General features: G+C 58.5%; 20 protein-coding genes and 2 tRNA genes. 10 read left to right on the top strand and 12 right to left on the bottom strand.

The window, feature by feature from the left end; genetic code table 11:
- Positions 1-71 precede the first annotated feature (71 nt).
- Positions 72-494, bottom strand: coding sequence for a winged helix-turn-helix transcriptional regulator (locus BPSY_RS03425; protein WP_051921612.1), 423 nt, complete (start codon positions 492-494; stop codon positions 72-74).
- Between the two features lie 294 nt (positions 495-788).
- Between BPSY_RS03425 and BPSY_RS10970 the strand changes: the two genes are divergently transcribed.
- Both BPSY_RS10970 and BPSY_RS03415 read left to right on the top strand, forming a co-directional pair.
- Complete coding sequence (locus BPSY_RS10970) at positions 789-1,352, top strand: TetR/AcrR family transcriptional regulator (RefSeq protein WP_051921611.1); 564 nt, start codon at positions 789-791, stop codon at positions 1,350-1,352.
- A gap of 49 nt (positions 1,353-1,401) precedes the next feature.
- The gene (locus BPSY_RS03415; protein ID WP_033497258.1) at positions 1,402-2,490 is read left to right on the top strand and encodes a hydroxyneurosporene dehydrogenase; all 1,089 of its coding nucleotides are present in this window, start codon (positions 1,402-1,404) and stop codon (positions 2,488-2,490) included.
- A gap of 36 nt (positions 2,491-2,526) precedes the next feature.
- On the opposite strand, the gene BPSY_RS11690 is transcribed toward BPSY_RS03415, so the two are convergent.
- Both BPSY_RS11690 and BPSY_RS03405 read right to left on the bottom strand, forming a co-directional pair.
- Entirely contained in the window at positions 2,527-2,829 is a 303-nt protein-coding gene (locus BPSY_RS11690) for a DUF2316 family protein (RefSeq protein WP_033497260.1), read from the bottom strand.
- Between the two features lie 223 nt (positions 2,830-3,052).
- Positions 3,053-3,126 (bottom strand) — tRNA-Gly (locus BPSY_RS03405).
- A 560-nt stretch (positions 3,127-3,686) separates the two neighbouring features.
- Between BPSY_RS03405 and BPSY_RS03400 the strand changes: the two genes are divergently transcribed.
- On the top strand, positions 3,687-4,742 hold the full coding sequence (locus BPSY_RS03400) for a glycosyltransferase family 2 protein (RefSeq protein WP_051921609.1): 1,056 nt from the start codon (positions 3,687-3,689) through the stop codon (positions 4,740-4,742).
- Positions 4,743-4,796: 54 nt separating this feature from the next.
- On the opposite strand, the gene BPSY_RS03395 is transcribed toward BPSY_RS03400, so the two are convergent.
- The 8 genes from BPSY_RS03395 to BPSY_RS03360 all read right to left on the bottom strand — a co-directional run bounded on the left by BPSY_RS03395 (position 4,797) and on the right by BPSY_RS03360 (position 18,403).
- The gene (locus tag BPSY_RS03395; RefSeq protein WP_033497262.1) at positions 4,797-6,119 is read right to left on the bottom strand and encodes an ATP-binding protein; all 1,323 of its coding nucleotides are present in this window, start codon (positions 6,117-6,119) and stop codon (positions 4,797-4,799) included.
- Positions 6,116-6,835 (bottom strand): LytR/AlgR family response regulator transcription factor, encoded by a 720-nt coding sequence (locus BPSY_RS03390; RefSeq protein ID WP_033497263.1) that lies wholly within the window; start codon positions 6,833-6,835, stop codon positions 6,116-6,118. The genes BPSY_RS03395 and BPSY_RS03390 overlap by 4 nt, the downstream gene beginning before the upstream one ends.
- A gap of 138 nt (positions 6,836-6,973) precedes the next feature.
- The gene (locus BPSY_RS03385) at positions 6,974-7,498 is read right to left on the bottom strand and encodes a GtrA family protein (RefSeq protein WP_100841118.1); all 525 of its coding nucleotides are present in this window, start codon (positions 7,496-7,498) and stop codon (positions 6,974-6,976) included.
- A gap of 55 nt (positions 7,499-7,553) precedes the next feature.
- Positions 7,554-9,995 (bottom strand): glycoside hydrolase family 3 C-terminal domain-containing protein, encoded by a 2,442-nt coding sequence (locus BPSY_RS03380; protein WP_033497267.1) that lies wholly within the window; start codon positions 9,993-9,995, stop codon positions 7,554-7,556.
- A gap of 278 nt (positions 9,996-10,273) precedes the next feature.
- Complete coding sequence (locus BPSY_RS03375; RefSeq protein WP_033497269.1) at positions 10,274-13,186, bottom strand: glycoside hydrolase family 3 N-terminal domain-containing protein; 2,913 nt, start codon at positions 13,184-13,186, stop codon at positions 10,274-10,276.
- Positions 13,187-13,515: 329 nt separating this feature from the next.
- Complete coding sequence (htpX, locus tag BPSY_RS03370; protein WP_033497271.1) at positions 13,516-14,454, bottom strand: zinc metalloprotease HtpX; 939 nt, start codon at positions 14,452-14,454, stop codon at positions 13,516-13,518.
- Positions 14,455-14,517: 63 nt separating this feature from the next.
- On the bottom strand, positions 14,518-16,062 hold the full coding sequence (locus BPSY_RS03365) for an FAD-dependent oxidoreductase (RefSeq protein WP_081884202.1): 1,545 nt from the start codon (positions 16,060-16,062) through the stop codon (positions 14,518-14,520).
- Between the two features lie 256 nt (positions 16,063-16,318).
- The gene (locus tag BPSY_RS03360) at positions 16,319-18,403 is read right to left on the bottom strand and encodes a trypsin-like peptidase domain-containing protein (RefSeq protein WP_051921606.1); all 2,085 of its coding nucleotides are present in this window, start codon (positions 18,401-18,403) and stop codon (positions 16,319-16,321) included.
- Positions 18,404-18,785: 382 nt separating this feature from the next.
- Between BPSY_RS03360 and tgt the strand changes: the two genes are divergently transcribed.
- The 5 genes from tgt to BPSY_RS03335 all read left to right on the top strand — a co-directional run bounded on the left by tgt (position 18,786) and on the right by BPSY_RS03335 (position 22,263).
- Positions 18,786-20,084 (top strand): tRNA guanosine(34) transglycosylase Tgt, encoded by a 1,299-nt coding sequence (tgt, locus tag BPSY_RS03355; protein WP_033497275.1) that lies wholly within the window; start codon positions 18,786-18,788, stop codon positions 20,082-20,084.
- Between the two features lie 111 nt (positions 20,085-20,195).
- Positions 20,196-20,278 (top strand) — tRNA-Leu (locus tag BPSY_RS03350).
- Positions 20,279-20,516: 238 nt separating this feature from the next.
- The gene (locus tag BPSY_RS03345) at positions 20,517-20,900 is read left to right on the top strand and encodes a hypothetical protein (protein ID WP_033497277.1); all 384 of its coding nucleotides are present in this window, start codon (positions 20,517-20,519) and stop codon (positions 20,898-20,900) included.
- A 52-nt stretch (positions 20,901-20,952) separates the two neighbouring features.
- Entirely contained in the window at positions 20,953-21,585 is a 633-nt protein-coding gene (locus BPSY_RS03340; RefSeq protein ID WP_033497279.1) for a hypothetical protein, read from the top strand.
- A gap of 174 nt (positions 21,586-21,759) precedes the next feature.
- Positions 21,760-22,263, top strand: coding sequence for a MarR family winged helix-turn-helix transcriptional regulator (locus BPSY_RS03335; protein WP_051921604.1), 504 nt, complete (start codon positions 21,760-21,762; stop codon positions 22,261-22,263).
- A gap of 2 nt (positions 22,264-22,265) precedes the next feature.
- Here the strand turns inward: BPSY_RS03335 and BPSY_RS11595 are convergent, their stop codons facing one another.
- Positions 22,266-22,418 carry a hypothetical protein gene (locus tag BPSY_RS11595; protein WP_156099241.1) on the bottom strand — a complete coding sequence of 51 codons (153 nt, stop codon included), beginning with the start codon at positions 22,416-22,418 and terminating at the stop codon, positions 22,266-22,268.
- 22 nt (positions 22,419-22,440) lie between these two features.
- Between BPSY_RS11595 and BPSY_RS03330 the strand changes: the two genes are divergently transcribed.
- Positions 22,441-24,213 carry an ABC transporter ATP-binding protein gene (locus BPSY_RS03330; protein ID WP_033497280.1) on the top strand — a complete coding sequence of 591 codons (1,773 nt, stop codon included), beginning with the start codon at positions 22,441-22,443 and terminating at the stop codon, positions 24,211-24,213.
- A gap of 123 nt (positions 24,214-24,336) precedes the next feature.
- The gene (locus tag BPSY_RS03325; RefSeq protein WP_033497343.1) at positions 24,337-26,208 is read left to right on the top strand and encodes an ABC transporter ATP-binding protein; all 1,872 of its coding nucleotides are present in this window, start codon (positions 24,337-24,339) and stop codon (positions 26,206-26,208) included.
- Positions 26,209-26,254 lie beyond the last annotated feature (46 nt).

Genomic DNA, 26,254 nt, shown 5'->3' with positions numbered 1-26,254 from the left:
CGTGGCCCGTCAAGCCTCGGATGCGTTCGAATGCAGGCTTTTCGCCAGCCTTTCCTTGCCCGATGAGGTCTTTATCCCTCCTCGGGCGCAGTGGCATACTGCTCTCCCCAGCTGGTGAGCATATCCAGCACCGGAGCGAGCGCGACACCGGCTTCGGTGAGGCTGTATCGGACTTTCACCGGACGCTCGTCCAGCACGGAACGAATGATCAGGCCATCATCTTCGAGCTCCTTGAGCCGACGGGACAAAGACGCGTCACTGAGTTTTTCGGCGAATGTTGAAATCTCGGTGAAGGATGTGCATCCTTTTGCCATCGCCTGGATGATCAACCCGCTCCAACGCCTCCCGATAATGGCCATGGCCCTCACGAAGGACGGGCACGCCTCCACGGGGGTATGTGCGTTCCCAACAGAGGCATCCTCCTTCGGAGCCTGATTCCGGACCGCACCCAGAGATGCGGTTTCGGCGGTGGCGCTTCCCCTCAGACCGGTCACTGTCAATCCTCTCCATTCTTCCCGCAGGCGCGAGCGTTTTTCAGATCATTAACTATCAACAGTGAAGCAACTAATAAAATGTGAGTCAATGCTCCTACGCTCACAACGAAAGGCCCGATGCTCACGGGCTGGGATGGCCGCATAGCCATGCAGCCGGTCGCATCGAAATGGCCGATCACGACAGCCCGCACTCCCCGCCCTCTGCCCGGAGCTCCGCTTGCATCGGTCTCATCACGCATGTAAACTGTCAGTACATTTGTACTTAATTGTTTTCGAGCATGTCAGGGGTTCTGTATGGACGGAAGAAAGGAACGTGGCGCGCTTCGCCGCAACGCGCTGATGTCCGCCGCAACCGACCTGGCCGCGCAGAAGGGTGTCAGCGCGGTGACCCACAGGGCCGTGGCACTCTCCTCAAGCGTCTCCCTGGCGTCGGTAACCTACCATTACCCGACAATCGCCGCGTTGAGGGATGCGATGTTCGAATGGATCGGCGACCAGGTCATCTCGGTCATGGAGAACGCCGTCCGCCATGGGGACGAAGAACACCGTTCCCCCGAAGGCACCGCGGGAGCTCTCGCCTACGAGCTGTGCCAGAACCATAGGGAACTGGTGCTGATGCTGCTGCAACTCCTGATAGCCGCGCAATCGGATCCACAACTTCGTCCCGTTTCCGAAAGGCTCAATAACCGAGCGGAGGCGATCGTGGAGGCGGCGGTCGGAACAGCCAGCGCACCGGCAGTCGTCGCCGCGATGCAAGGGGTGATGCTCAGGGCGCTCTCCCGGGAGGACGGGCAGGCCGAGTGGGCAAGAGAAACCGTTCACACGCTCATCAGGCGCTACACACATCCCGAGCCATAACCCAATCATCATCAGGTACCTTCCATCAACATCTCAGGAGCATTCACCCATGCAGGAACCCGCAGTACTGGCGTCATCCCCCAGGTTTTTCCAAAAACTGGGACTCACGCACGACATCCGGCAGTTCGAGGATGGCTTGCATACCGATCCCAACGAAAGCGGCAGCTACGAATGGTGGTATTTCGACAGCCATCTGGACAACGGCAGCAAACTGGTCATCACCTTTTTCACCAAGGATGCGGCGTCACCCAAGGGAGGCCTCGCGCCTCAAATCGCGATGGATCTCGACCTGCCCGATGGAAGAAGCATCAACAAGTCCATGCTCTTCTCCCCCGACCTGTTCTCAGCCTCCAAGGAATCCTGCGACGTGCGCATAGGAAGCAACGCTTTCAGAGGCGATCTGCATAGCAACCACATCACGGCCACCATCGAGGAACTCACCGTCGACGTGACGCTCACCGGGGAGGTCGAATCCTGGCGCCCCGGTACCGGATACATCTATTACGGACGCGAAGAAGAACGGTATTTCGCATGGCTGCCCGCGGTGCCGAAGGGCAAGGTCATGGCGACATACAGCGTGAACGGCGAATCCACAAGCGCGGAGGGCCATGGCTACCATGACCACAACTGGGGCAATGTGTCCATGCCCTCAGTCGTCAACAACTGGTACTGGGGCCGCGGTTCCGCGGGGCCATACACCTTCATCACCTCCCACATCACCTCAGAGAAGCGATACGGGTACAGCGAGACCAATCCTTTCATGATCGCCAAGGATGGCAAAGTCCTTGCGGACGATGACCGCAAAGTCAGCTTCAGCAAATCCGGCATCCATATTGATGAGCAAACGCACAAGCCGGTTGCCGATATTCACAGCTACACCTATCGTGACGGAGACAGCGAATACACCATCGCCTACCATCGCGAGCACACCATACTGCGCAACTATTTCATCGACAGTGTTCCCGGTTTCAAAAAACTTCTGGCACGTCTCATGGGTTTTGACGGCTGCTATCTGCGCTTCGACGGTACGGTCACCCTCAGCCATAAGGAGCGGGGTGAGGTCATTGAGGAGATAACGGAACCGGCACTGTGGGAACTCATGTATTTCGGCAAACACGCCCATGAGATCCGGAACTGACGGCTTTCAGCGGCGCAACCGCGGCGGGACGGGCACCTAGTCCAGCAACTGGGCGTGGACTCGTTCCGCATCGAGGAAAGGGTAGTCTTCGGGGTCACCGCGCAGCGCCGTAAACGGCACCAACTGCACACCCGACTCCTCCGCCCGGTCGATCAGGAAAGCCCGCAACACCCACGCGTCTTCGAGATGCCGCACAAGCTCCAAGCTCATAATCCCCTCAATGCGCGCATCGTCAACCCCCAGCGCCCTCGCGGCATCGCCGGGCGCAAGGTCCAGCAACTGGAAATTCCTTCTGAACTCGGCTCGGGTCGCGTTCCGCTGTGCACCATTCAAAGACATCGTCTCTCCTTCTCTTCGCAGGCGGTCTTCACCGGGACCTCTCTGAGAGGTCGTATCAACAATCCGGCTCGGATTCGAAGGCATCTCCCACGGCAACGGCGGGCACCGAAACAGACTGGAATACATAAGGGATAGGGCACATGGTGCCGCGAAGCGTACCGCATACACCGCACACAACAGGTTCATACCACTTCCAACAAATGGGAAGGAGTCCGAACCCCAGTGGAGCGGGCGACGGGAATCGAACCCGCCTCTGAAGCTTGGGAAGCTTCCATTCTACCGATGAACTACGCCCGCATGACGCTCCGAGAACTCGGATACACGCACGAGCACTCAGTTTAGCATCTGATCTTTCCAACGCAACGCACCTTCACCCGACACTCCCAGGCACACACCCAGGCACACTCCGGCGACACCGTTTATGCGGTCAAAGCGGCAGATTGGGAGTATCCGCGCGATCGCGGTCCACCACCATGATGCAATGGTGGAGAGACCCGTACACAGCAGTACCCGTAACAGCAGCGCGAACGGCTTCCGGTACATGGTGACATCGAGGGACACGGTGACATCGCAATGCACAGTGACATCGCAATGCACTGTGACATCGGCGCATCATCCGCCCGATACCGCTGATGCCCGGAAGAGGAAGCGCTGCATACCGTTCGAAGGAGAAGCGAGGTCGTCATGGTGCTGAGCATTAACCGTCATATGCGACAGGGGAATTCACAAGAAGCGGTCTGCCGATTCACAGTTTTCTCCCTTCCGACGTTGATAGGCTTCTCGAAGAGACATACCACGCACATGACGCCAATGAGCGCAGCATGCGGCGGTCGACGATGAACAGGCAGGGCGCTGTTATGACAGAAACGGTAGACCACTACGTCACCCATGCACCGATAACGCTTTCCTTTATCGTCCCGGCATACAATGTCGCCGAGTACGTCGGACGCTGCATCTCCTCACTGCTCTCCTCCCAGGCCCCGGACGTCGAGATCATCGTCGTCAACGACGGTTCCACGGACGAGACCGGGCTTATCGCCGATGAGTATGCGCTCGCGAACCCCGGTCTGCTGAAGGTCATCCATCAATCGAATCGGGGTCATGGGGGCGCCATCAATACCGGCATGGCCCATGCGGGCGGCGCATACATCAAAGTCATCGATGCCGACGACTGGGTTGACCCCTCCTCCCTCATCACCGTGCTGACAACGCTGCGGGAGCAGCTCCGCCAAAGCTCGGCCGTGGACCTCGTGGTCACCAACTATGTGTATGAGAAGCAGAACAAGCATTTCAAGCATGTGGTCCGTTACGACAATGTGATGCCGACGGGCAGAACGCTGTCCTGGGACGATATCGGGACATTCAGAACGAATCAGTATCTGATCATGCATTCGCTGATTTTCAAGGCCTCGGTGCTCCGCCAATCGCATATGCAGCTACCCGACCACATGTTCTATGTGGATTTCATTTTCTCATATCAGCCGCTGCCCCACACCTCGACACTGCTTTACGTCGACACGAATTTCTACCGCTACTTCACAGGCAGACAGGGCCAATCGGTGGAAACCAAAACCATGGTGTCGCGGGTCAGCCAACTCATGCTGGTGAACCGGATCATGACGCAGCTGACTCCCGAGCCGGACTCCGTGCCCACGGGCCTCTACCGCTATATGATCCACTATCTGTCGATCAATTGCGTCATCACTTCCACCTTCCTGATTCTTTCCAAGAAACAGGAGAACTACCAGATGAAGCAGCATCTATGGCAGCAGCTGGAGAACAGGTCATCCATCATCGCCGAGGATGTGCGGTCTGCCACACTGTGCAGACTCATCAACATACCGGGGCAGACCGGGCGTCTGGTGGTTCGCTTTGGATATCGCATAGCCGAAGCGGCAATCGGATTCAACTAGATACCGCCGACGAAAGCCCTGTCACACAACGGCATCCAGATCGAGGCGCCAATCTCATTCCGGAAGCAGAATCGCGAGTATGAACCAGTGATCCTTCGTCCTGACCGAGATCTCGCCACCATACTGTTGCGCAACATGCCTGATGGATTTCATGCCGTAACCGTGATTGCCCTTATCGCGTTTCGTGGTCCTGAGGTTCCCCGCCGTATCGGTCTGCAGACTGGATGCAAAGTAGTTCTCCACACGGATGACCACGAAGCGGTTCTGGGAGTAGAGGGCGAGACGGATCAGTCTTGACTCGGGATCGGCGAGTTTGGATGTCGCCTCGATCGCGTTATCCAAGGCATTGCCGAAGAGGGTGGCTATATCCATGGAAGACATCGTGCCCAGCAGTTTGCCATCGGCGACAGCGGTGAGTGTGATCCCACGATCCATGCATGTGCGTGTCTTACTGGTTAGGATGACGTCCAGCACAGGGTTCCCGGAATGCTGTTGGGCGCTGTACTGCTGCACCGAGGCTTCCAGCTGTTCGAAACCCTGTGCCAGATGCGAAGGATCGACTTCCACCCGTAGGGCCGAGATCTGATGCTTGAGATCATGCGCGAGCCTTCCCAATGATTCAAGATTGGCCTTCGACTGCAGATACTCCTGATGCTGGCTCTGCAACTGCGCATCGATTGATGCGAGCTCCGCGTTCATGGCGAGCCTGCGGGACTGCTCCTGCTGGGCAAAGAGTATGACGAAACCACAGAAATCGACCAGTGTGCGAATGTAGAACACCTCCTGCCCGACCGTGCCGGAAAAGGGTGTGTTCGTCGAGACGAAACTCAGATTGCTCATGGCGAAGGTCACGATGGTGATGCCCACCGTGCCGACCGTGGTCGACCTGCTGGGAACGGTCGGCGCGCTCTGACTGAAATTATTGCGTTCCACCAACCATGCGAGCGAGAAGCACGCCGCATAGGTCACCACCAGCATGCCGACGGACAGCAATCTGTTTCCCTCACCCTGCCATCCGATATTCAGGAATGTGACCAGCTGCCAGTGAAGGGAGGCCACCAGCTCAGCCAGCACAAAAGCCCTGGCCGTAAGATACAGGGCCTCCCGCTTACCGAGCTTGCCGGCCAATATGATGATCAGATACATGCCCGAGAAGGCGAGCAGCATACCCAAGGTCCACAGTTTCTTCGGCATGATCCCGCCCAGATACTGCAGGGCGATCATCATCGGCAATCCCAGTGTTACGACCGCCACGCTCCATATCCTCTTGGCGCGACGATAGACGACGGCCAGATACACCAGACATGCAAGCCACTCGCACAGCGCCGTGTACAGCCTGGGGATATCCGGCAGGGCATTCATGATGGTGGCGTTCATCGCGGCATGGCTCCGAGGTAATCGGCCAATGCGGCGAGGAAGGCCTTTTTCCTTGGTCGGCTGATCCGCAGACGCTCGTCATTCGACATCAGGCAATCCTGGTCCTCCACAGCCGTGACGTGGCCGAGATTCACCAGATAACAGGCGTTCGACCTGAAGAAATCATGGCTTTTCAATTCCTCCTCCAGCTCCTTGAGAGTGCTGGATATCGATAGCTTCCCACTCAAGGTGTGAATGATGATGGTATGACGAATCGACTCGATGTAGACGACGTGGGACAGCTCCAACCGCAACTGCTGCGACCGTGTTTCGACCAGCATGGACTCGCCCGCCCGCCGCCGGACCATATCGATGGAGCGTTTCAGCTCCTGCTTGAACGCAAACCACGGTACGGGTTTGAGCAGGTAGGAAAGCGCCTGGACCTCGTACCCGCTTATCGCGTACTGTGGCGCCGCCGTGATGAACACGATGACGACGCTTTCATCGCGTTCCCTGATACGCCGCGCGGCCTCCATGCCGTCCATATTGGCCATTTCGATATCAAGCAGGAGGATGTCATACACCGGCGTATAACGCTCCACGATCTGGGCACCATCCTCGAAGACCGAGATGGTAAAACGCTCACCGCTCTCCTTGGCGAAACGCTCGACATAATCGAGAACCGATCGTCTCGCCAGCGGATCATCCTCGACGACGCCAATACGAATATTCTCCATGCCGTGGCCTACTTCCATATACGGATTGCGCTTCCTTCCCCCTCACCGCGGCGACCAGCACCTGTCAACGAGCCTGGTGCGGACGGCCCTGCGCACAAGGACCGCCCGCACCGAACAACGCTGGCACAGCTGAGACCCTCAGCCCTCATCTCCGGATCGTGCATCATGTTTCGGCATGATCCAGAACTTGAGCAGGGGATAGCTGACCACCACCGCAAGCAACGTGTTCACCACCGATGCCACCGTGGCGGCGATCCCTGAATTCATACCCCAGGAGACGCACAGAGCGGTCACATATCCCGGGAGCACCAGATTGACCACGACGATGAGCACTGCGAGAATCGCATATTTCCAGGCTGCATCGGCGAAGGCGGAATCGGATTTGAACACCCACTTCATCTGTACCACAAAATTCACTATCTGTGCCAGCACTTCGGCCGCAAGAAATGTCAGGAAACCACCGATACCGTTCGAGCCTTCAGATGTGTAATTGAACAGCAGGAAGCTGAAGGGTTCGGTAAGCCCCAGGGCCGAGACGAAAACAGCGGTCCCGATCCATGCGACGACGAATCTCGTGATGGTCGAGATATTCGAAAGCACGTTGAACAGGATGAACTCCCACACATTCGGATGGTCCGAGATCCACTTGCGCACCACGCCCATCGATTCCCGACCGCCGTCATCACGCGCATTGCGAGACGTATCGCTCCTCTTGTCATCAGCCATGTTGAAGCTCCTTCGCAATGTTCCTATTGGCTTTCCTGTTTCGGATATAAGCCGCGATGAATGATCCCATGCCCCGGCAGGCATGACCGTTCGCGATGGCAACCACCGCATCCACCATGTCGGCATTGATCTGCCCCCGGGTCATCTTGCACATCACACGCGGCGGCATATTGAGCACGAACAGAGCATTGAGATCCGGGGAACCGGTTTTCTCACGCGTTTTGCGCTCGTGCCGCAGCAGTATCCTGACCATCGTCCGGGCGAGGAACCCCGGTGAATCCTGCCAGGCGAGAATCGGATCGTTCGCGCCGAACACCGCAGCTTTCTTCGGTGCCGGTACGGGCCGACCGAACAACACGGCGAGTTCCGCATCCCCCGCTTCCTTCACCCGTCCTTTCAGATAGGCGCCGAGTTCGGGGTCGGCGGGTACCGGCTCCATATCACCGACCACCTCATGCTCGGCCTGCAACATGACGCTTTCGCAGTGCTCTGCGACCATCACGGTCCAGCGACCCGTTTCGACCTTCCATGACTGGCTTGTCTGATCGAAATGCCTGAATGTATAGCGATCAAAGTCGATGCGGACCCTGCTGCTCTCATGCCCCCGCAAGGCGACCTTGACGAAGGCCTTGAGCTCGCGGTCAGGACGAAGCACGCCATTCGCCGGCCCTCGCACATACAGCTGCACGACGCTTTCACCTGCGACATCCGACGTGTTGCTGACGCTGAACGCGATGCCCTGCTCATCCACATGCAGATCCGAATAGCTGAATCTCGAATACGTCAATCCGTATCCGAAGGGGAATCGCACGGGTACATCCGCCGTCTCGTAATAGCGGTAACCGACGAAAGGTCCCTCACGATAGACCGCATCACGCTCCGCGACCGGGAAGCACTGCGAATTCGGACAGTCGTCATACGAGACCGGCCAGCTTTCAGCAAGGTGGCCCGAGGGGTTCACCGCTCCGGTCAGGACGCGCAGCGAAGCCGAGGCGCCCGCCTGCCCTGCAAGCCCGACGTACAGCAAGGCATCCACATCATCGATCCAAGGCAGTTCAACCGGCGACCCGGCGATCAGCACGACGACGATCGGTTTGCCAACGGCCTTCAGGGCTTTCATCAGATCATTCTGGACGGCAGGCAGCTTCATATGCTCGCGATCAAGGCCCTCCGATTCGCTTCGTTCATCGAGCCCGAGCACCGCAACCACGACCTCGGTGCCGTCCCCGGATGCCAAGGCGACGGCATCCTCGATCAGCGCCGGATTGGCATCGCCCTGACGTTCATATCCCTGGCGGTATCCCGCGACCGTGACATCCGCCGAATGCATGAATTCATCCAGCAGACTCTCCTCCCTTGTCGAATTGACCTTGGAAGAGCCGGTTCCCTGGAAGCGTGGGGTCTTCGCCATGTCACCGATCACGGCGACCCTGCTTTGCGGTGCCAGCGGAAGAACGGTCCGGCCCGCGACGACGTCATTCTTCAGCAACACCTGACACGATTCCGCGACTCGACGGGCCAACTGGTGGTGGGCATCGATGCTCGCCGCATCCAGCAGTGCGTCACGCTGCACACCCGTCGTCCGGGTTCGGGAGGCGATCCGCGCGACCTCGGCGGCCCTGCGGTCGATATCGCTTTTGGAGAGCCGCCCTGCCGCCACGGCATCGACAATCTCCTTCACGGAGGTGTACCCCGGGGAGGGCATCTCCAAGGAGCCACCGGCCTTCACCGCATCCACGGCCGAATTGGATCCTCCCCAATCGGATACCACCATGCCGTCGAAACCCCATTCGTCACGGAGGATATCCTGCAACAGGTGATGGTTCTCATGCGCGTAGACCCCGTTGATCTGATTGTAGGAGGTCATGATGCTCCAGGGTTTCGCCTCACGCACGGCGATCTCGAAGGCGGTCAGGTACACTTCACGCATCGTCCGCTCATCGATCACGGAATTCGACGCCTGCCTGCGCAATTCCTGGCTGTTGACCGCGAAATGCTTGGGACAGGCCGAAACACCATTCTCCTGAATCCCTCTGATCAGACCGGCCGCCATCCGGCCCGCAAGGATCGGGTCTTCCGAGTAGTACTCGAAGTTGCGTCCGCACAGGGGATTGCGTTTGATGTTGAGGCCCGGCCCCAGCAACACATTCACATCAAGCTTTCTGGCCTCTTCACCCAGGGCCTTCCCCATCTCTTCCGCAAGATCGGGGTCCCATGAATTCGCCAGGGCGCTTGCCGTCGGGAAACACGTGGCCGGCTTGGACTCACCGATGCCAAGGTGATCGCCGGAACCCAGCTGCCGGCGCACGCCATGAGGGCCGTCGCTCATCACGAAACTGGGTATCCCCGCTTTCGCGATGCCCCGCGAATCCCATTCCGAGGCCCCGGAGAGCAGTGACGCCTCTTCCAAAACCGATAGATTCTCAAGTTCCATTGTTCTTCCTCGCACTCTTCATTCACTGACCGGGCAATGCATGTCTTCGCCTATGCTCCATCGCACATCGCTGTCGCTGCTTCGATTCAATCAGGAGACGGAAACCCATGCGCCACTTTCGCGTAAGCTGTCGGATTGCTCGCATACTTGGTGTTGTTCCGCTGCGCTTCCTGGTGTGGAAGGGCGGCACCGGGCAATCGCATCCCGGCACCGCCCGAATAGAGCAGCGAGCGCATCCGGACGAACATCGCGTGCAGGTGGGCTCAGCCGCCTTGCTTCTACTCCTCCGGAGTCTTGGCGACCACGGCGAGCTTGACGGCTTTTCTGCGGTCAAGGTAACGCTTGATGGCCAGAATCTCCAGGCCGATCACCAGCAACGCGACAACACCCCAGGTCACATAGAGGGCGGTGCGCCAGATAGGTGTCGAGACCTCCGGTTCACCATCCTCGTATTGCCAACCGTTCACAGTCGTGTACAGGATGTTCTTGGTCGCCTGACGAAGCGCCTTCACCGAGGTGGCGGACTTATCCGTCACGTGGTTGGTGATGCTTGTCGTCGCCAGCATCGCGTCATTGCCATTGCGGATCTCCTGATCGGCGTTCTGGTATCCGTAGCCCCCGAAGTAATCGGTCAGTACGAAGCCCCTGAAACCCCACTCATCACGGAGGATGGTGTTCAGCAAAGCCGGGTTCGCCCCTGCGTAGACCGGTCCGATGTAGTTGAACGCGCTCATCGCGGCCTGCGCTCCCCCTTCTTTCACGCTCATCTCGAAGGGTTTGAGGTAGGTTTCACGAATCGACTGCTCGTTCGCCCAGGTGCACAGCATATTCAGACGATTGCTTTCCTGGTCGTTGAGCGCGAAGTGCTTCATGAAGGAGTAAACGCCCTTCTCCTTGGCTCCAGCGACCTGATTCGAGGCCATTGCGCCGGACAGCAGCGAATCCTCGGAGAAATACTCGAAGGTGCGGCCGGAGAACGCATTGCGGTGGATGTTCATGGCCGGCGCATACCATCCGGCCACATGCATGTCGTGCGCCATGGTGCCGATCATCTCGCCGAACTTCGTGGCCAGATCCTTGTTCCACGTGCATGCGAATGCCGTCGAAGCCGGGAATCCGATTGATCCGACCCCCGTGAAGTTATTGTTCAGTGACGCCGGGCCGTCCGCATCGGTCAGCTGGATCTTGCCGATCGATGAAATGGCCTGTGTACCGTACCCCGCCATCGCCGTGAGATTGTCCATCTCGCTGAAGGTCAGTTGGTCGAGGAGTTTGTCCCACTCCTCATCCGTGTAATCCTTTCCACGAAGATCGGCCAGACGCAGATCGTTATCCGCCCCTGTGGTCGGCATCTCATCGGCATCGTTATTATGGTCTGCGGGATCGTAATTGCCGTTGTTGAAGAATTCGGCCTTCACCTCATCACTCATCGAGAAATTCGTCGGCGCAGCCGTGGCCGCATCATAATTGGCGAATTTGTTCGCGCGTGAGAGGTATTCGACGTCCCCTGCCGCATTATCGAACTGGTTGGTGGCCACCTGCTGGTCGCCATCATGGGTCTCATCCTCGGAATCGTAGGTCACCGTGTTGTCCAGAGAGATCGTCTTCTCATCGATGACGGTATGCGAATCCGACTGGATCGAGATGCCGTAGTCGCCCTTCTCCAGCACGTAGGCCTTGGCATTGTGCGAATCGTATGAGGCCATGTCGTCCTCATCGAATTCGATGGTGACGGTTTCCGATGAGCCCGGTTGCAGCTCCTTGGTCTTCTCGAATGCGATGAGATTGGTGGATGCCTTCTCGATGCCGCCATTGGTGTACGGCGGATCGTAATATGTTTCGACGACGTCCTTGCCTGCGACGTCACCGGTGTTGGTCACCGTCACATCGAATGACACCTTGCCGTCCTGGTGACTGATATTCCCCATGCTCTGCGTGAATGAGGTGTAGCTCAGGCCGTAACCGAATGGGTAGAGCACCTGTTCATCGTAATTGATCAGGCCTTCGGCTGCGGCCGTCTCGTAGAACTTGTACCCCACGTAGATGCCTTCGCTGTAGTTGACGAAGGTGGGTGTCACATCGCTGGTCTCGCCGGTGAAGCCGGTGACGCTCTGCGCGAACTCATCGACATTGTCGTACGCGAATGAACCCGAGTTGTTATAGGTGTTGGACTTCTTCAGATCCTTGATGAAGGTGTCTGAAGTCTTGCCCGATGGGTTGACGTCACCCGTAAGCACGCCACCGAGCGCGCTGAAACCGGTCTGTCCGGCTGGCGGGCACCAGAGCACCGACTTGATTTGCGGATATGAGCTGAGGAAATCGAATTGGAAGGTGTTCGCACCGTTGTATACCAGGGTGACATCGTCGAAGTTCTTGCTGACGAGGTCGATCATGTCCTTTTCGGTCTTGCTGAGCTGCAGGAAGTGCTCACCGTCCTGGAAGTCCTCGTAGTCCTTTGAGTTATTGGTATAGGTGATTCCCTCCGCCTTCATATTGGTCGGCAGATCGGCCCCCTCGCCGCCAACTCGTGTGATGACCACGACGGCCCGGTCGGAATAGTCCTTCGCCTCCTGGATGAGGCTGTCGCTGTACTGGGCGGCAGGCACCTCGGGGAGGGTCCAATCCTGTGCGAACATGCCGACCTCGGGACGGTCCTCGCGATAATCGGTATACAACTTGGTCAGACTCGCATTGGTCTGCAGACCGCTTTCCTTAAGACCGTCCAGTAATGACACCGTCGGATACTGGTCGGACATGGATCCCGAACCCGTTCCGCCATACACCGGATTGGTCGAGCCCCATCCGAATACGTTGATCTTCGTGTCGCTCAGTGGAAGGCTGTTGTCCTTGTTCTGCAGCAGGGTGATCGCCTCGGACTGCACGTCCTTCGCCAGCTCGTTCGCCTGGGACACCGTGCTGTCGGCGAGTGTGTATTTGGTGATTGTGGCATTGTTCAGCAGCGTCGCCATAGGACCGGTCAGCATCATGGATATCGCGATGACGATACCCACCACGGCCACAATCCATGATTGCGAATGAATGAGTTTTCTTGCCCCAACGCCTTTCACCGTTCTCTTGTTGACGGCGAAAGTGATGATAATCGCCAGCACAAGAAGCACGCCCGCCACAATAAGATACGGCAACAGCGAATTCAGTACGGCGACGACGTCGGCCATGTTGATCTGCAGCATGGTTCTGTCTCCTCCTTGTTATCGTCACGAACAACGGCGCGACAACAGATGTGGTTCCCCCAACCGGCAACGACACCTACGTTGAGAACTGCATCGTCCTGGGCCGTTCGTCGGATATATCCATCGTTCACCGTCTCCGGATCACGTTCGGCACTTCCCCGTGTCGATAACTCCATTCAACAGGGAAGACGCCGCCCCCGCTGGCGCTCTTCCCAACCTGTCATTTCCTTGGCATAACCTGCGGCAACGCTCCATGACACTGCCGCGGCACGCTTCGTCGCGCGTCGCAAGAGGACGCCGTCGGAACGACCCGACGGATGTGAAGACGACTACCTGATCTCCGAGCGCTGCTGATATCCGGGCTCCAGGGTCTCCCCGCCCATTTCCTCACTCATCTTCATCAGGCGGGCGATGCGATCGCTTGTCGGCGGATGGGTCGAGAAGAGGCGACTCATGCCTTTGGCGCTGAAGGGGTTGGCGATCATCATCGATGACACGCTCTGCGTTCCCGCGGTTTGCGCGAGCGGCTCCTGCTGGACGCCCGACTCTATCCTGTTGAGTGCGGATGCCAAAGCTTCCGGGTCACCTGTCAGACGACTTCCATCCTCATCGGCATCGTATTCCCTGGTACGCGAAATGGCCATTTGGATCAGCGAGGCTCCGATCGGTGCCAGAACCATGCTCAGCAGCACCCCGATCATGCCGATACCGCCGGAATCCCTGCCGTTGCGGTCCCGTCCCCCACCCATGTACATCAGCGAGTAACCAAGGTAGGTGATCACCGTGGCCATGGCCGATGCCACTGCGGAGGTCAGGATGTCGTGATTGTAGACATGCATCAGCTCGTGCCCCAGCACCCCGCGTATCTCACGCTCGTTGAGTATCTGAAGGATCCCCTGGGTGCAGCACACCGCCGCATGCCGCTCGTTGCGCCCGGTGGCGAAGGCATTCGGAGAGCTCGTCGGGGCGATGTATATCTTCGGCATCGGCTTGCCGGCCTTCATCGAGAGCTCACGAACGATGCGATAGAGTTCAGGCGCCTCCTGCTCACTGACGTGTTTGGCCCTCATCGAGGCGATGGCCAGCTTGTCGGAGAACCAATAGGACATGAAGGTCGTAGCCAGGCCAATGCAGATGAAAATCCCCAAGGTACCTTGGGTGCCCCCTGTGAACCACCAGATCGCCATGATGATCGCCCACATCAAGCCAAAGAGCAGGGTCGTTTTAAGACCGTTAAAGTGCCCGTGAACCTTCATTGTGCCTGCCATGACTCATAGAATAACGAAATTCGCTGGTTTTTTTCTGAATACACGCTGGACACTCTCTTGCCATCAGGCAATAGGAGACTCGGAGTGGGCGATACGGCGCATCTCGTCGGAATCGGTCACCTTGATATGCTCACGGCCTGCCTTCGCACCCTCGGAACGTTCGAAGGCATCGATTTTCATCCAGCCTTCGAAATCGATGGGATGCACGCCCCTGCTCTCCAACAGTTCGTCGATCGCGGATTCCGATCGCACTTCGGCCAAACGTCCGTGCTGCGGTGTCTCCGCCAGGTCCTCGATCATATTGCTCACGGTCTCCAGGGCATCGGATTTGGTGGAGCCGATCAGCCCCACCGGACCGCGCTTCGCCCAGCCTGTGGCGTACAGGCTAGGTATGACTTCGCCACCTTCGCTTTGCGGGGCGGTGAACACCCTTCCCCCCGCATTGGCGAGGGTGAAACGGCTCTGATCGTAGGGAATGCCTGGAACCTGGGCCGGACGGTACCCGATGGCGTGGTAGACGGCCTGAACAGGGTAGTCAATGCTCTCACCCGTTCCTGAAAGGTGTCCCTCCGCATCGACTTCGGTACGTTCAACACGGATGGCGATGACCTTGCCATCCTCACCGAGGATTTCGGTCGGCGATGAGAAGAAATGGATGTGATAGCGGCGCTGCGCCGGATTCCCCTCGAAATCGGCGTCCCCGTCATCTTCCATGTCCTCCGCCATCTCACGGATGGTGTACAGCTCCTCGAGCATCTGGCGTGTCAGTTTGTTCTCACTCGCCTTCTGCAGCGTCTCATCGTCCAGCTCGAAGTCATCCTCATCGATGATGAGCTGAACGCCGGGGAGCTTCTCCATCTCACGCAGCTCCTGCACCGAGAATTTAGCCTGTGCCGGACCTCTGCGAATGAAGAGATGAAGGTCACGCGTCCTGTTGCGCTGGAGTCCTTCGTACACATTCGCCGGGATATCGGTGCCCAGCAGATCGTCAGCGTTGCGCATCAGAATCCTGGCCACATCCATCGCGACATTGCCGCCGCCTATGACCGCCACTTCCTCGGCCTCCAAAGGCCAGACCTCAACACCTGTCGGGTAGCCGTCGTACCACTCCACGAATCTCGCCGCCCCATGCACACCTTCGAATTGATGGCCGGGAATATCAAGCAGGCGATCGTCAGTCGCACCGGTGGCGAAAAGCACCGCATCGTAGTGCCTACGCAGGTCGTCAAGCGTCACATCCTTGCCGAACTCAACATCGGCGTAGAGATGGATGTCCGGATTGTCGAGTGTTTTCTGCAAAGCCCCGGCAATGAATTTGATGCTCGGATGATCGGGCGCAACGCCGTACCTGACCAGACCGAAGGGAACCGGGAGCTTCTCGAATATGTCAATGCGCGCCTGCGTTCCCAGACCGCGTTCATCACCAAGCTGTCCGAGCTGCCTGAGGAAGATATCGGAGGCATACACACCGGCAGGCCCCGCACCGATCACTGCGATCCGCAGAGGCTCGCCCGTATGGGTCGGCAAGGCTCCGATGGATTCCCCGGCAGGGGTTTCAGTGGGCTTCTGGGCAACAGTCTTGGCAGGGTTTGCATCACCGGATCGCATTGTTTCATTCACGAGTAATAGGGTATCTCATCCATACCGACGGCAACAGAGCCCCACCCGACAGCGAAGCGCATCATGCGGTCCGTGCACAGCGGATACCTTCCGCGGCCGCCATGCCCCAGACGGAGTTTCCCGTCTCCGCATCCAACAGGCACCCTCCTGCTGACGTGCAGCAGTCCCCCGAACGACGCAAAGGCCGTGGCACAGGGGATGCCCCCTGTGCCACGGCCTTGAAGCGCAATGACGGTGTTTGAATCTAGTTGCCGAACAATCCGTAAGGATCGGTCAGGCCACCATCATCCGAACCGCCGCTGGAACCCGATCCATCGGAGTTGCCGCTGTCATCGGAATCCGACTTCGACGAGCCTGAAACAGCCGCCTCCTTCTGATCCAAGGTCACGCTTAGATCCAAGGTCTTCCCGTTACGTACGACCGTCAGCGTCACCTTGTCTCCCAACGCCGATGCGCGTACATATCCGAGGAGTGCGTAATTGCTGTTCACCGCGTTGCCGTTGAAGGCGACAATCGTGTCTCCCGCCTTCACCCCGCCATTCGCCGCGGCGCTTCCGGAAGTCACCTTGGTCACCTGTGCACCCGCACGGGTCACACCATCGGCTTCAGCGGTCGCACTCTGGATGGTGATGCCGAGGACCACATGCTGCACCGAACCGTTCTTGATGATCTCGTTGGAGACGCGTTTGACCAGGTTGGAGGGGATGGCGAATCCGATGCCGATCGATCCTGCGCTTGAGCTCGTGGTCGCCGTCGATGCGATCGAGGAATTGATGCCGATCACCTGCCCGGCGGCGTTGAAGGTAGGCCCACCGGAGTTACCGGGGTTGATGGCCGCATCGATCTGCACCGCATTGGTCACGATCGTGGTGTTGGTGTCATCCATTACCGAAACGGGCCTGTTCAGTGCGGAGACGATGCCCGTGGTGGCGGTGTTGTCGTATCCCAGAGGATTGCCGATGGCCATCACGCTCTCACCGACGGCCAGACTGTCGGAATCCGCGAAAGTCACAGGTTTCAGATCGCTCGGGGGATTCTCGATCTTGATCACGGCCAGATCGGTCGTGGTGTCGGTGCCGACGACCTTCGCCGAGTAGATCTGCCCGCTGGACAGCGTCACCTGAATCTTCGTGGCGCCTTCGACGACATGATTGTTGGTGACCACGTCACCGGAGGTATCGAGAATCGCGCCGGAACCCTTGGCCGTTCCACCGGAAACCACGGTGTCAATAGCCACAACCGAGTTGGAGACGCTCTTGCTCACGGACTCCCAGTCAGCCGCCTCGCCGGACTTGGCCGTCGCGCTGCCCGACCCGGAGGAATTCGAATTGATGCTTGAAAGCGAGGAGGTCGTAGGGGTCGAAATCAAACCATTGGAGATGGCGGCCCATCCGAGGCCGAGCATCAACGCGGCACTGAGCACAGCTGCGATCACGGCGACCAAAATCATGTTGAGTGATTTGCTCTTGCCTTTGCCCTGACCTTGACCGCCTTGCTGCGCTCCGCCCTGGCCGGGAGTTCCCGGACCCTGTGGAGGCAGCTGCGATCCGCCGAAGCCCTGCTGACTCGAATGCTCATTGCCGTATCCGCCTGCGAAGGGATTGTATTGCCCCTGCTGCTGTGGATCGTACTGAGGACGGTTCGCATCATCGCCTTGCGTCTGATTCTGTTGCGGATCATATGCGCCATACTGCGGGGCCGCGCTTTGTCCGTTCTGCGCCGCATCCACCGGATTCTGCCCGGCGCCCTGCTGTCCATCGCCGCCTTCCGGAGCATACGCACCATACTGCGGTGCGGGACGATACAGAGGCACGGATGGCTGGCCCTCCTGCACGCCCATCGGCGTTTGCGGATAAGCATCGCCCGTATGCTTAGCGTACTGATCAGAGCCGGTACCGGAGTCGGATGAGGTTTGGCCATAGGCAGCGGTATCGGCATTAGCCGAATCGTCAGCCGTCTGCTCCTGCTGAGCCGGCTGTGAGAGTTCCTCACTTGAGGAACGTGGCTCGACGAAGGACCCATACTGTTGTGTGTCGGTGTTCAGGTCACCGAAGGAGAAGGTGTCCTGGTTGTCGGCAGGAGGAATGATCTGGGTCTGCTGAGAGGCCTCATCGTGATCCTCGGCTCCGCCGTTCCCATGAACCGTAGGAATCGGAGTGGTGGCCTGCGTCTCCTGCGAGCCTGAAATCTGCTGGGTCTCAGCAGAGGTGTCGTTCTGTGAATCCGTCGCATCCTTGTCGGATCCGGCATCCTTGTCGATGTGGCTGGGCTGCCATGACGAGTCATCGCCCTGCCCCTCCCAGGGATGCACATTGTGTTCTTCTGCCATTGCTGCTCCTTACACTTCCTGCGGTACGCATACCAGCCGCACCGCAGCGACTCCACCCGGAGCCGCTTCGTGCCGCCTTCATTCAACTGCTATATAGAAGTAAAGATAGCGGTACTGGAAGTTTTCTGAGTGTTTGTTGTAAGAAGTGGGCGAATTCTCCACTGAACCCCTTAGGATAGCTGCATTATCCACACATTTCACTGCTCGAAGCACCTCTTTCACCTTCGTTGCGCTCTTGGCTGACAGCTTGGACCCAGCAGGCACCCGACATTCATGCACCATCCACCAAGCATGTTCCGGCAGAGGCGTCCTAGTCATCCGAGTGCGGACCGCGTGATGTCCGCAGCCGGGAAGTCAGACACCGACAGCTAGAGTTAGGCTCATGACATTGACCTTGAATCCCCTCGGATGCGAAGAGGGCAAGCCCGCGGATCGGAGCGCATTCAGCTTCGAGACCACCACACGTCTACCGGATTCGGCGGCCGGCCTGGGCCGAGGAGGGAAACGCTACGGGCGAACGGGCATCATCCATACCCCGCATGGGGATATCCGCACACCGGCCTTCGTCCCGGTCGCCACCCAGAGCGCCATGAAGGCGGTTCTGCCCGAACAGATGAAGGATCTCGGAGCGCAGTGCCTGCTCTCCAACGCCTTCCACCTCTTCGAACGCCCAGGCGAGGATGTGCTTGACGAGGCCGGCGGACTGGCCCAGTTCATGAACTGGGACGGGCCCACCTACACCGATTCCGGCGGGTTCCAGGTGCTCTCGCTCGGGGCGGGATTCAAGAAAACGCTGGCCATGGATGTGCAAGGGATGAAATCCGATGACGTGATCGCCGATGGCAAGGAGCGCATGGCCTTCGTCGATGAAGATGGCGTCACCTTCAAGTCACCGCTGAACGGCTCCCTGCACCGCTTCTCCGCGGAAATCTCGATGAGGATCCAACACAAACTGGGCGCCGATATCATGTTCGCCTTCGACGAGCTGACCACGCTGATGAACACCCGCTCGTACCAGGAGCAATCGGTCGAACGCACTTTCCGCTGGGCCAAACGTTGCGTCGCGGAGCACCAGCAGCTCACCCAGACGAGGCTCGGGAAGCCCTACCAGGCCCTGTTCGGCGTCGTTCAAGGCGCCAATTATGAGGATCTGCGGCGCCTTGCCGCCTCACAGATCGCGTCCCTGGACTTCGACGGTGTGGGCATCGGCGGGGCCATAGAGAAGCAGCTGCTCGGACAGACCTGCGCCTGGATCTGCGATGAGATGCCCGAATCAAGACCAAGGCATGTGCTGGGCATCGCCGCCGTCAACGACATCTTCGACGCGGTGGAGAACGGTGGGGATACTTTCGACTGCGTCGCACCGGCGCGCAACGGCCGTAATGGCGCCATATTCACACGTGACGGACGATGGAACGTCAAACGCGCCGAGTTCAAGCATGATTTCAGACCTCTTGAGGAGGACTGCGACTGCTACACCTGCCGCAACTACTCGCGCGCCTATGTCGATCATCTGCTCAGGGCACGGGAATTCAACGGCTTCACGCTGGCCACCATCCATAACGAGCATTTCTTCGTCAAACTGCTTGATGACATTCGAGCCGCGATCGACGCAGGATACTTCGATGAGTTCAAACGGGAGACGCTGGCACGCTTCTACGCCCACGGTTCACGCGGCTGAAAGCACCGCTAGCCGCAAGGTGGCCAGGCACAGCGGGATGTGCCTGGCCACAGTACCGAACACGCGGAGTTGCGCTGCATGCCTAAGAGGTGCTATTTTTGACGTTTGTCTGCGCGCGTGGCGGAATGGTAGACGCGCTGGCTTCAGGTGCCAGTGATCGCAAGGTCGTGGGGGTTCAACTCCCCCCGCGCGCACGGAGTGAAACCCTCGAACTGTTGTGAAGCAACGGTCCGAGGGTTTTTCTTTGCCCGTACACATCGCCCGGCGCACCGGCGGCGCATCCGGGAATGTGCCTTGAATACCGTGACCGTCCATCGGCGGAGAACATCCGAAAGCCTTTATACTGGCTTTATGGGGAGCCGGAGAACAGAGCCAACAGGGCCGAAGCAGGCCACCGGCATCTCCGGCCGGCCGGGTGACGCAAGACGGCCATTGACCTGGGTTGTGGCAGCCTTCGCGCAGGTGACCGTGTCCTCCTCGAAGAAATTCAGTGCCGCTCAACTTGATGCCCTTGTCAATGCCGAGCGAAGGACGCATCTCTTCGCCTCGTGCTGGACCCAGCAGCTTTCCTACGATGAAGGCTTCTCCGACAATTACATCGCCACGGAGATAAAGAGCGATACGCCGGTCTCCCACGGTTCGACCCTGGCCTCTCTGGTGAGGGACGGAAAGACGGACAAACGGCATCTCGCAATCACCTCCATCACCTACGCTTGCCTGCCCGGCGCCCAGATCGACGACAGCGCGAGAAACAACCAGTACTCCTTGGACCCGGATGGCGGCACCTGGCACTTAATCGGTGGCGGCAACGGCTGATACCCCGCACAGCGGGGCGCACTAGTCCCTGACTTCATGGAGGATGGCAGATATGACAGAAACCATAGCTCTTGTAGTTTTTTACTTCGGACTGATGATCTTCGCCGTGTTGTTCATCGTCAGCTGGGCGATTTACCACCGGCCCAAGGACCATTCCCTGACCCTGGCCAAGCGCAATCTCAGCAAGAGAAGGCAGGGAGAGGATCTCTTCTCCGAACATGCGGTCAGCGAAGAAGAGGCTTCGGCCGTACTTGAGGTCATCGACGTGATAACGAAATGCCGCAGGGCATACGGCACACTGGTGAAAAGAGCCCTGTACCTGGGCATCGTCGGCATCGCGCTGCTGTTCGCCGTCTTCGCGCCGAACCCCGTCTGGGTGCGCCTTGGCATCGTCCTGGCGATAATCGTCATCGTGCTGCTGATGGTATACGTCGCATTCAAACCGCTGCGGAAAATCCGTAACACCGACAAGGAGCTGACGGCGCGTTTCGAGGCCTGGGCGGACGCGCATCCCGAACTATCCGAGAAGGCCCCGAAAGCTGGGCGATCCCGGCAATCCCCTGCACAAAGCTATGTGCCTTCCGACTCTTCCGTCTCCTATATCTCCAAGCCGTCATCCGGCCGCCGGACGGGCAGGGCCAGCACGCGAGCGGAATCGGATGAGGTACAGAAGCCCTGGCAGTGACGTTCTCTGGCCCCTCGGAGGCAGCATAGCGGCCCCGCGACGGACCATCGGCACGGCACCGACGCCCCGGAGCAGCATCACAATCTTCACAGAACCTTCGAACGTTGTTAATAATATACATCATAAATAGTTAACACTGTGAGATAACATGTGGCATGTGCGAAAGGAGGAGCGATGACATTCGCAGACGAGGCGTATCAGGAGCTCATGCATGCCGCCGCCGAGAAACGCTCCGAGATGACGAAGCGTATGAGCAGGGATATGAAGGGGGAACCTTTTGTTCTCGCCCAGCTCGGGCATCACGGCACGATGACCCCCTCGGAGCTGGCCGACTCGACGAAAAGCAGCTCTGCGCGGATCAGCGCAGTGCTTGCCTCACTTGAGAAGAAAGGGTATATCACCCGCGACATCGATCACAATGATCGACGCAACATCCTGGTCTCGCTTACCGAGGAGGGACGCGCCCAAGGCCAGAAACGGCACGAGGAAATGCACTCGGCCATCTGCTGGGTATTCGAGCAGATGGGAGAAGACAAAACCCGTCAGTTCATCACATTGCTCAAGGAATTCGCCGCTTACACCACGATATGCGAACCAGGCAAGCCGCGCCCGACCCCCGAAGAGGTCGCTGAAGCCCTAGAGGCGAATGCCTCCAGCGCGCCATCACAGCCCTCATAACGTCAAGGCCCCACCGAGGCATGCCCCATCCACGCAGCATCGGGCTGCGAGCGCAGGCATGCACTGTCGGTGGCCATCCCCAAGGAATCGCACACCACCGAGCCGAGACGGGCAACGTCATCGGCTTCGGCGCACCATGCGTCATATGGGTTCACATCCCATTGAAAGGAACAATCCGTGATCCGTATATGTAAATATCTCTCCAAGTCAGAGATAGGCCAGCTCGTTCTCGCGCTGGTATTCATCGTTGCTCAGGTCTGGTTTGACCTGAAGCTTCCCGACTATATGTCGGACATCACCCAGATGGTGGAGCAGCCCGGCACGCAGATCTCATCCGTCTGGAGCGCCGGCGGCAAAATGCTCATGGTGTCCCTCGGCTCGGTGGTCTGCACCGTCATCACCGGTTTCATCGTCGCCCGGGTGGCGGCATCCTTCACCCAACGAATCCGCTCCATGCAATTCGCGAAGGTGGAATCCTTCTCGACCGCCGAACTCAACAAGTTCTCCACGCCGAGCCTGATCACACGTTCGACCAATGACATCACACAGATCCAGATGTTCATCACGATGGGTCTGATGATGCTCGTCAGGGCGCCGATCATGGCCGTGTGGGCGGTACTGAAAATCGCGGGCAAAGGTTTCGAGTGGACTCTGGCCACCGGTGTCGCGGTCGCCGTGCTGATGGTCACCATCGGCGTACTGATGGTGCTGGTCATCCCCAAATTCCGCAGCATGCAGAAGCTGACCGACAACATCAACCTCGTCGCACGCGAGAACCTCGTCGGGGTTCGGGTGGTGCGCGCCTACAACGCCGAGGACTATCAGGAGCGCAAATTCGAACAGGCGAACGACGACCTGACCGACACCCAACTCTTCACCACACGCTCGATGGCCCTGCTCATGCCGCTGATGAACACCGTGATGAACGGGCTGATGCTTGCCGTCTATTGGATAGGCGCCTACCTGATCGAATCGGCGGCCATGGGGGACAAACTCACCGTCTTCTCCAATATGGTGGTCTTCTCCAGCTATTCCGTGCAGGTCATCATGGCCTTCCTGCTGATGAGCATGGTCTTCGTGCTGCTGCCGCGCGCCGATGTGTCCGCCCAGCGCATCCTTGAAGTGCTGGACACCAAGCCGAGCATCATCGATGGCACACGCAGCGAAGGATTGGATGGGCAAAGCGGTCTCGTGGAGTTCCGCGATGTGAGCTTCGCCTACCCCGACGCTCAGGACAAGGTGTTGGAGAACGTCAATTTCACCGTATCCAAAGGGCAGACCATGGCCTTCATCGGTTCAACCGGATCGGGTAAAACCACACTGGTGAATCTGCTGATGCGCTTCTACGACCCGAGTTCCGGCGAGATTCTGGTCGACGGCGTGAACATCCGTGACTACCGGCTCAAATCGCTGCGTGGCAAGATCGGCTACGTCCCTCAGCAGTCGGTGATGTTCAGAGGAACCGTGACATCGAATGTGGCGTATGGGGACAAAGCCATCAATGCGGCATCCACCGAGCAGACACTCGAGGACGTCAAGCATGCGTCATCCGTCGCCCAGGCCACGGAATTCATCGAAGGCCTGCCCGAGTCATACGATGCGCCGATCGCACAAGGCGGCTCAAACCTTTCGGGCGGGCAGAAGCAGCGTCTCTCGATCGCACGAGCGGTCTGGAGCAAACCGGAGATCCTGGTCTTCGACGACTCCTTCTCGGCACTGGATTTCAAAACCGACCGGGAGGTACGCGATGCGCTGGCGAAGGAGACCGCGGGAAGCACGATGCTGATCGTGGCCCAACGCATCGGCACCATCATGAATGCGGACCAGATCATGGTGCTCGATGAAGGGAAGGTCGTTGGACTCGGCACCCATCAGGAACTGCTGAAAAGCTGCGAAGTGTATAGGCAGATCGCGGAGAGCCAGCTGAGCGAGAAGGAGCTGACTGCATGAGGATGCGATCGCACACGGTGTACGAACACGGCTTAAGGGAGCACATATGGCATACAGCATGCCAACAAGAGGATCGGAGGATCGATGACTGATACGAACGCGAATGCGCAGTCACGAAGCCGCATGCCACGTCAGGGCGGGCATGGCCCCGGCCGCGGACCGGGTGCGGGCGGACCTGTGGAGAAGCCTCAGAATTTCAAGGATGTATTGGGTAAACTGCTTCATTTCACCCGCAGCTACATCCCTGCGGTCGTCATCGCACTGGTGCTGGGTGCCGTCGGCACGATTTTCCAGATCATCGGACCGGACAAACTCAAGGACATCACCAATCTCGTCATGAAAGGCCTGCCTGCCTTGGTGAAGGGCAAGCCGGTCGCCGGATCGATTGATTTCACCCAGGTGGAACGCATCGCCTTCACCCTGGTGGCCCTCTACGTCGGTTATGCGGTACTCACATACCTGCAAAGCTGGATCATGGCGAACATCACGCAGGAAACCGCCAGGAAGATGCGTGATGCCATCTCCAAGAAAATCAACAAGCTGCCTCTGCGGTATTTCGATCGCGTGAGCTATGGCGATGTGCTCAGCCGCATCACCAACGATGTCGACACCATCGGTCAGACACTCGGACAAAGCATCGGCGCATTGATCACCTCGATCACGCTTTTCGTGGGCTCATTGATCATGATGTTCGCGAACAACGTCATCATGACGCTCTCGGCAATAGGGTCGAGCCTCATCGGCATCGTGCTCATGCTTGTGGTGATGAAGTATTCGCAGAGCTACTTCGTCCGCCAACAGGTGGCCCTTGGCGATGTGAACGGGCATGTCGAGGAGAAGTATGCCGGTCACGTCATCGTCAAGTCCTACAACGGCGAGGAATCCTCCATCAGGCAATTCGAGGAGTACAACCAGGACCTCTACGAATCGGGATGGAAGTCGCAATTCCTTTCCGGGCTGATGATGCCTCTGATGAACTTCGTCGGCAATCTTGGCTACGTCGTGGTCTGTGTGGTCGGTGCGGCCCTGGTCATCAACGGTTCCATCACCTTCGGCGTGATCGTGGCTTTCATGATGTACGTGCGACTGTTCACCCAACCCTTGAGCCAATTCGCGCAGGCCTTCCAGAACCTGCAGCGCACAGCCGCCGCTTCGGAACGAGTGTTCGACTTCCTTGACGAGGAGGAGATGCCCGACGAAAGCGAGAAGCAGGCCCTGCTCGGGGAGCATGCGGACGGCACCAGTAAGCAGCTCAACGGCGATGTCGAATTCGACCATGTCAGCTTCGGGTATTCCCCTGAGAAAGCCATCATCCACGATTTCAGCGCCAAGGTCAGCGCCGGCCAGAAGATAGCCATCGTCGGACCGACAGGTGCGGGCAAGACCACGATGGTGAACCTGCTCATGCGTTTCTATGACGTCACTTCAGGGGATATCCGCATCGACGGGATATCCACGACGAGCGTCCCCCGGTGGAATGTTCATGACCAGTTCTCGATGGTCCTTCAGGACACCTGGATCTTCCGTGGAACGATACGTGAGAACATCGCCTACGCCAGAACGGGGGTGAGTGACGAACAGGTCATCGAAGCCTGCAAGGCGGTGGGTCTGGACCATTTCATCCGCACCCTCCCCAAGGGCTATGACACGATGCTTGACGACAAGACCACGCTTTCACAAGGTCAGCGGCAGTTGGTCACCATCGCACGGGCGATGGTCAAGGATGCCCCCATTCTGATACTCGATGAAGCCACCAGCTCTGTGGACACCCGAACCGAGGAGCTGATCCAGCAGGCGATGGACGCCCTGACCGTGGGCCGCACCAGCTTCGTGATCGCGCACCGTCTTTCCACCATCAAGAATGCGGATATGATTCTGGTGATGCGGGACGGGGACATCGTCGAACGCGGTACGCATACGGCCTTGCTCGGTAAGGGCGGCTTCTACGCAGACCTCTATAACAGCCAGTTCGCGAATAACGGGCTCGCGGCCTGAGAAGCACCGCATCAGGCAATCGGATGGCTCGGCTTGGGATTCGGCA

This window comes from Bifidobacterium psychraerophilum, from assembly GCF_000741705.1.
Classification (GTDB): domain Bacteria; phylum Actinomycetota; class Actinomycetes; order Actinomycetales; family Bifidobacteriaceae; genus Bombiscardovia; species Bombiscardovia psychraerophila.
The sequence above is the reverse complement of the archived record's forward strand: the minus strand, read 5'-3'. Positions and strand labels throughout refer to the sequence as shown.

What these genes read in the sequence shown, in the direction of transcription:
- BPSY_RS03360 (WP_051921606.1), bottom strand. Translation starts at nt 18,403, where the DNA reads ATGGCAGAAGAACACAATGTGCATCCCTGGGAGGGGCAGGGCGATGAC.
- BPSY_RS03335 (WP_051921604.1), top strand. Translation starts at nt 21,760, where the DNA reads ATGACATTCGCAGACGAGGCGTATCAGGAGCTCATGCATGCCGCCGCC.
- BPSY_RS03385 (WP_100841118.1), bottom strand. Translation starts at nt 7,498, where the DNA reads ATGGGCGTGGTGCGCAAGTGGATCTCGGACCATCCGAATGTGTGGGAG.
- BPSY_RS03390 (WP_033497263.1), bottom strand. Translation starts at nt 6,835, where the DNA reads ATGGAGAATATTCGTATTGGCGTCGTCGAGGATGATCCGCTGGCGAGA.
- BPSY_RS10970 (WP_051921611.1), top strand. Translation starts at nt 789, where the DNA reads ATGGACGGAAGAAAGGAACGTGGCGCGCTTCGCCGCAACGCGCTGATG.
- BPSY_RS03395 (WP_033497262.1), bottom strand. Translation starts at nt 6,119, where the DNA reads ATGAACGCCACCATCATGAATGCCCTGCCGGATATCCCCAGGCTGTAC.
- BPSY_RS03415 (WP_033497258.1), top strand. Translation starts at nt 1,402, where the DNA reads ATGCAGGAACCCGCAGTACTGGCGTCATCCCCCAGGTTTTTCCAAAAA.
- BPSY_RS03375 (WP_033497269.1), bottom strand. Translation starts at nt 13,186, where the DNA reads ATGCTGCAGATCAACATGGCCGACGTCGTCGCCGTACTGAATTCGCTG.
- BPSY_RS03340 (WP_033497279.1), top strand. Translation starts at nt 20,953, where the DNA reads ATGACAGAAACCATAGCTCTTGTAGTTTTTTACTTCGGACTGATGATC.
- BPSY_RS03365 (WP_081884202.1), bottom strand. Translation starts at nt 16,062, where the DNA reads ATGCGATCCGGTGATGCAAACCCTGCCAAGACTGTTGCCCAGAAGCCC.
- BPSY_RS03400 (WP_051921609.1), top strand. Translation starts at nt 3,687, where the DNA reads ATGACAGAAACGGTAGACCACTACGTCACCCATGCACCGATAACGCTT.
- htpX (WP_033497271.1), bottom strand. Translation starts at nt 14,454, where the DNA reads ATGGCAGGCACAATGAAGGTTCACGGGCACTTTAACGGTCTTAAAACG.
- BPSY_RS11690 (WP_033497260.1), bottom strand. Translation starts at nt 2,829, where the DNA reads ATGTCTTTGAATGGTGCACAGCGGAACGCGACCCGAGCCGAGTTCAGA.
- BPSY_RS03380 (WP_033497267.1), bottom strand. Translation starts at nt 9,995, where the DNA reads ATGGAACTTGAGAATCTATCGGTTTTGGAAGAGGCGTCACTGCTCTCC.
- tgt (WP_033497275.1), top strand. Translation starts at nt 18,786, where the DNA reads ATGACATTGACCTTGAATCCCCTCGGATGCGAAGAGGGCAAGCCCGCG.
- BPSY_RS03325 (WP_033497343.1), top strand. Translation starts at nt 24,337, where the DNA reads ATGCCACGTCAGGGCGGGCATGGCCCCGGCCGCGGACCGGGTGCGGGC.